At 72.0% G+C, this 5,273-nt stretch carries 6 protein-coding genes; 3 read left to right on the top strand and 3 right to left on the bottom strand.

Annotated elements, in window-relative coordinates; all coding sequences use genetic code 11:
* Together VGP36_18165 and VGP36_18160 are read right to left on the bottom strand one after the other, a co-directional pair.
* The coding region (locus VGP36_18165) for an acetyl-CoA C-acyltransferase (protein ID HEV7656643.1) at positions 1–944 on the bottom strand (944 nt) is incomplete at its 3' end.
* On the bottom strand, positions 941–2,074 hold the full coding sequence (locus VGP36_18160) for an FAD-dependent oxidoreductase (GenBank protein ID HEV7656642.1): 1,134 nt from the start codon (positions 2,072–2,074) through the stop codon (positions 941–943). The genes VGP36_18160 and VGP36_18165, both read right to left, overlap by 4 nt.
* A 651-nt stretch (positions 2,075–2,725) precedes the next feature.
* On the opposite strand from VGP36_18160, the gene VGP36_18155 reads away from it, so the two are divergent.
* Positions 2,726–2,974, top strand: a complete 249-nt coding sequence (locus VGP36_18155) for a hypothetical protein (protein ID HEV7656641.1) — start codon at positions 2,726–2,728, stop codon at positions 2,972–2,974.
* Between the two features lie 100 nt (positions 2,975–3,074).
* Here VGP36_18155 and VGP36_18150 read toward each other — a convergent pair whose 3' ends face one another.
* Positions 3,075–3,923, bottom strand: a complete 849-nt coding sequence (locus VGP36_18150; protein ID HEV7656640.1) for a hypothetical protein — start codon at positions 3,921–3,923, stop codon at positions 3,075–3,077.
* A gap of 145 nt (positions 3,924–4,068) precedes the next feature.
* Between VGP36_18150 and VGP36_18145 the strand changes: the two genes are divergently transcribed.
* Both VGP36_18145 and VGP36_18140 read left to right on the top strand, forming a co-directional pair.
* Entirely contained in the window at positions 4,069–4,263 is a 195-nt protein-coding gene (locus VGP36_18145) for a hypothetical protein (protein HEV7656639.1), read from the top strand.
* Between the two features lie 3 nt (positions 4,264–4,266).
* On the top strand, positions 4,267–5,273 hold a 1,007-nt coding region (locus VGP36_18140), incomplete at its 3' end, for an AMP-binding protein (GenBank protein HEV7656638.1).

Here is a 5,273-nt window from a genome sequence, read left to right as displayed (position 1 = left end):
TCGTTGATCTCCCACAGCCCGATGTCAGCCGGGCTGAGCCCGTGCCGCTTGAGCACGATCCTGCTCGCCGCCGCCGGCTTGAGGTGCAGGGACGCGTCCGGTCCGGCGACGGTCGCCCGGCCGACGATCTCCACCAGCGGGCGGCAGCCGGCGCGCTCGGCGAACTGCCGGCTCATCAGCACACCCGCCGTTGCGGCGTCCGACAGCTGGGAGGCGTTGCCCGCGGTGATCGTGCCGTCGGCGGTGAACGCCGGGCGCAGCCGGGACAGCCGCTCCAGTGTGGTGTCCGGGCGGAGGCCCTCGTCAACGTCGAGGACGCCGGGCACCGCCACGATCTCCCGGTCGAATCGGCCGCAGGCGGCTGCCGCGGACGCGCGGTGGTGACTGGCGACCGCGAAGGCGTCCTGATCCACCCGGCCGATGCCCAGCTCGCGGTTCGCCCGGTCGGAGATCGGCCCCATCCCGGCGTCGGTCACCGAGCACCACAGGCCGTCCTTGACCAGCAGGTCGACCAGCGCGCCGTCGCCGGTGGACCGGGCCCGCCGTACCTGGACCCCGTGCAGCGCGCGGCTCATCGACTCGAACCCGCCCACCACCGCGCAGTCGATCTCGCCGGCCTCGATCAGTGTGGCCGCCAGGCCGGCGCTGGTCATCGAGGCGAGGCAGACGTCGTTGACGGTCGTTGCCGGCACCGTGGTCGGTACGGCGCCGCGGATGGCGGCCACCCTGGCCGGGTTCTGGCCGCTACCGGCCTGCACGACGTTGCCGAGGAAGACGTGGTCGATCGGAAGCGCGGGATCCAGCCCCGCCAGCGCTCCGGCCACCGCCAGCCCGCCCAGGTCGAGCGCCTCGATGTCGGCGAGCGCGCCGCCGAACTTCCCCACCGGGGTGCGGGCGGCACTGACCAGCAGGGCTGCTCGGCGGTCCGTCGCGGGCCGACTCATCTCATCATCTCCGTCACGGCGATGCGGGCGGCGGACCGGCAGCCCGCGGTGAAACCGTAGAAGGGGCCGAAATCGCGGGTCGCGGCGAAGCCGGTCAGGTAGAGCCCGGCCAGCGACGTCTCGAAGCCCTCGCTCAGGTCCGGAAACCCGTCGGTCACCGACACCTGGTCGAGGATCCCGGCGAGGTACGGGACCCGAGCCAGATCGGCCCGGTAGCCGGAGGCGAACAGGACGTGGTCGGTGGTCAGCGCCGTGCCGTCCGAGAGCGCCAGCGTGACGTCCCCGCCGGCGGCCGCCACGCCGGTCACCTCGGTACCCGGGTGACGGGTCACGACGTCGCCGGCGATGCGTGGCACGAGCCAGGGCTCGAGAGTGAGGCGTCCCACTTGCCAGAACCGGCCGGAGATCGCCTGCTGCTGGTCGGCCGGGAGCCGGCGCCACCATCCCCGCTGCTCCAGAGTCGATTCGAGGTAGGCGTCGACGAAGGCCCAGCTGATCTTGGCGAAGTCCGGGACGGTGTGCCGGTGTACCACGTCGACGTGCTGGACGCCGTGCTCACACAGCAGCGCCGCCCACTCGTACGCGCTCTGCCGGCCGCCGATGATCGCCACCCGGGCGCCGGCGAGGCCGTCGAACGACACGATGTCGCTCGTGTGCCCCCGCTGCGACGGCGGGACCTCGACGTACCAGTCGGGCAGGTTGGTGAAGTGCCGGACACCCGGTGCTGCCAGCACCTTGTCGGCGGTGATCGTCGAGCCGTCCGCCATGGTCGCGACGAAGACCCCGTCCGCGGCCGACAGCGTGACCACCAGACGGCCGTCGACGTCGAAACCCTTACGGCTACGGAACCAGTCGGTGTAGTCGAGGAAGACGCCGATCGGGATCGGGTCGCACTCCTGGGGCCGCAACCCCCGATCCTCGAAGTAGGCCGCGAAGGTGTGTTCGCCGGAGGCGTCGAGGTGCCAGTCCGGACCCGAGCGCAGGTACATGTCCGCGGGCATGTGCTCGCGCCAGAAGGCCATCGGGCGGCCGACGACGCGGGTGTCGATCCCGTTGTCGCGGGCGAAAGCGGCCGCGGAGTACGCGTACGGCCCCGCGCCGATGACCAACAGCTCCGTCCGAGCCGGCATGGCGCCCCCAAAAGATGCAGCGGCAATCGACACTACCGCCGATGCCGCTGCCCCACCGGGGCGACCGGGCAGCGGCGGATCCGGTCTGGGGGGCTGCAACGTTGTGAGGTGTCAGGGTGATGCGGGCGTGGGCGCCACCCAACCGACCCGACCTGGAACCAGGTAGCCGCCGTCCCCTCTCCCTGGGGGCGGCGGCCACCGTCGCCGCGTAGTCGCTGCCGCCAATGGCGGTCGTCCTGCTGGGCCGGCTCCTGTCCGAGCCGCCACACGACCGGCACTCGACGTGGATGCCGGAGCCGGCCGAGTGGAACGTCCCGAGAGCCGTACGGCTCCGTCGGGCGGGAGATCGACTCGTGCACGACGGCCTAGCAGGCACCCTGCCACAGCACCGAGACGATCGAGGCGTACGCGGCCGGGCTCAGCGCCGTCCGCGGAGAGGGGACGGTCCAGTCGTACAGGCCCCTGATCACGGTCATCCGCCGGCCGTCCAGCGGACCGGCCGAGTAGACGACCTGGCCGCTGCTGTTGAGGAAGCGGAAGGTTCCGTGCCAGATGTCTCCGTTGTTGGTGTGGGTCGTGTAGGCGAGAGAGTTCGGGCGGCAGTGAGCGGTGCTCGCGGACGTGGAGGTAGTCGTGCAGGTGCGGGTTGATGTGAGTCAGGTTCCGCCGGTGGTCGAGGTGCGGGAGGCGGACGACCTTTCGCGGTTCTCGGTGGCTGTCGTGGCGCCGTCGCACGCGTGGGTGCGGCCTGAGGTGCTGGCCGAGTTGAGCGGGCGCGAGGGGGACGAGGCGTGGCAGGAGAAGCTGGCCGGGATGGTCCGGTTCGCGGACTCGCAGGGCTGGGTCGACGACGCCGGACGGGTGCGGGCGCACGTCGAGGTCGAGCGCGGCGACGCCTGAGGAGTGCCGGCCTGAGGAGTGCCGGCGGCGGAGCGCCGGTCGGAGGCGCGCCGGCGGCAGAGCGCCGGGCTGGGGGGTGGGTCGGGCGGCGGAGCCCGCGTCAGCTAGCCAGGATGGCCATGAAGACGACCAGCACCAGCAGCGCGGCCACCACGGCGACGCCGAGGATGACCATGCGCTGCTCCAGCTCCCACCGCGGCCGCTGGACGAAGTCGACGAACACGCATTCCGGGTCGACGTCCTCGCCGCGGATCCCGATCGGCACCCACCAGCGCCGCGGCCGGATGCCGACCAGGTACTGCGGGGGCTTCAGCAGCAGGTCGAAGTCGAAGGACTGCCGCGGCCGCAGCCGTTCCGGTGTTCGCGGGTCGGACCGTTCCGAGCGGATCGCCCGCCGGGCCGCCTTCATCTTCTCCTCGCGCCGCCGGTCGTCGTCGCGGACCCAGAGCTCCTGGTTCACCCGCTGCGCGTCGACCTGGAGCTGCACGTTGCCGGAGTTCCGTACGTGCACCCGCAGCTGCACGTTCGCCTGGTCCACGACCGTGTACGGGTTGGCCCGCTCGGGCCGGGCGCTGACCGCCGGCGTCCGCTCGACCCCGATCCGGGCCGAGGTCGTGAACACGACCTGCTCGGTCTTCTCGTCGATGACGACCGCGGTCAGGTCGTACGCGTGCCCGCCCTCGGGCCGGGTGTCCTCCGGCCGGACCTCCAGCGTGACCTCCTGCTGGCGCCGGGACTGCAGCTCCAGCCGGGGTTGCCGGCGCGGCCGGGTGTAGCGGGCCAGCGGGCCGGCCAGCTCGACCCGCACCAGCCGGGCGACCGTGTCGTGGTTGTCCAGCACGAGCTGCAGCCGGGCCGGGTCGCCGGGGTCGCTGCGGCGAGCGTCGGGGGCGAACTGCGCGCGGATGAGCGAGTCGCGCGGTCCCCCGGCCTCGAACGGAGCGGTCATCGGGCCCTCCCGGGTCTGGATGCGTACCGTGACTGGTCGCTACATGGTCGCAGAGCCAGACCCGAAGTGGGGGTCGCGGTGACAGGAGCACCCGGCTCGGGGGACACTGCGCGCGTCGGGTGACCACGAGTGAGGGAGGTCGGCGATGGCCGAGCGCGATCGGGACGAGACGCCGGCGGCCCGCCTGCCGGTCAGCGAGTTCGCGGCCGAGCGGCCGGGTCCGCTGTCGCCCTTCGGTGAGGACGTGGAGTTCCCGCTGCCGCCGGAGAAGGTCGCGTACGTGCACCCCACCGCCGAGGACAAGCCGAACTTCCCCAGCGATCCGTACAGCTGGACCTAACCGGTGACCGCGTCGTACGTCAGCGGCACGTCGACGGTCCCGCTGCTCGGCGAGACCATCGGGGACAACCTGCGCCGGACCGTCGCGCGGTTCGGTGACCGGGAGGCGCTGGTCGACCGCGGCTCCGGCCGCCGGTTCACCTACGCCGAGCTGATGGACGCGGTCGAGGCGCTCGCGGCCGGGCTGGTCGCGGCCGGTGTGTCGAAGGGCGACCGGGTCGGCATCTGGGCCCCGAACCGCTGGGAGTGGGTGGTCCTGCAGTACGCGACCGCCGACATGGGCGCGATCCTGGTCAACATCAACCCGGCGTACCGGACGCACGAGCTGGAGTACGTGCTCAACCAGGCCGGCATCTCGGTGCTGGTGGCGGCGCCGGCGTTCAAGACCAGCGACTACCGCGGCATGGTCGGCGAGGTGCGCGGGAAGTGCCCGGCGCTGCGCACGATCGTGTTCCTGGGTGACCCGGAGTGGGACGCGCTGTCCGTCGGCGACCGCTCGGTGCTGCCGGAGATCCGGGCCGGGCTGTCCTTCGACGACGCGATCAACATCCAGTACACGTCCGGGACCACCGGGTTCCCGAAGGGTGCGACGCTCTCGCACCACAACATCCTCAACAACGGCTTCTTCGTCGGCGAGCTGTGCGCGTACACGCCGGAGGACCGGATCTGCATCCCGGTGCCCTTCTACCACTGCTTCGGCATGGTGATGGGCAACCTCGCGGCCACCTCGCACGGCGCCTGCATGGTGATCCCGGCGCCCGGCTTCGACCCGCGGGCGACGCTGGAGACCGTCGCCGCCGAACGCTGCACCTCGCTGTACGGCGTGCCCACGATGTTCATCGCCGAGCTCGCCGACCCCACCTTCGGCTCGCACGACCTGTCCTCGCTGCGGACCGGGATCATGGCCGGCTCGCCCTGCCCGGTCGAGGTGATGAAGCGGGTCGTCGCCGACATGGGCATGACCGAGGTGACGATCTGCTACGGGATGACCGAGACCTCGCCGGTCTCGAC

It is taken from the genome of Mycobacteriales bacterium, from assembly GCA_035995165.1.
Taxonomy (GTDB): domain Bacteria; phylum Actinomycetota; class Actinomycetes; order Mycobacteriales; family CADCTP01; genus CADCTP01.
Note: the sequence above shows the minus strand (reverse complement) of the source record. Positions and strands in the feature narration are given on the sequence as shown.

Coding starts and splice junctions, on each gene's coding strand:
- VGP36_18160 (HEV7656642.1), bottom strand. CDS start 2,074: ATGCCGGCTCGGACGGAGCTGTTGGTCATCGGCGCGGGGCCGTACGCG.
- VGP36_18150 (HEV7656640.1), bottom strand. CDS start 3,923: ATGACCGCTCCGTTCGAGGCCGGGGGACCGCGCGACTCGCTCATCCGC.
- VGP36_18145 (HEV7656639.1), top strand. CDS start 4,069: ATGGCCGAGCGCGATCGGGACGAGACGCCGGCGGCCCGCCTGCCGGTC.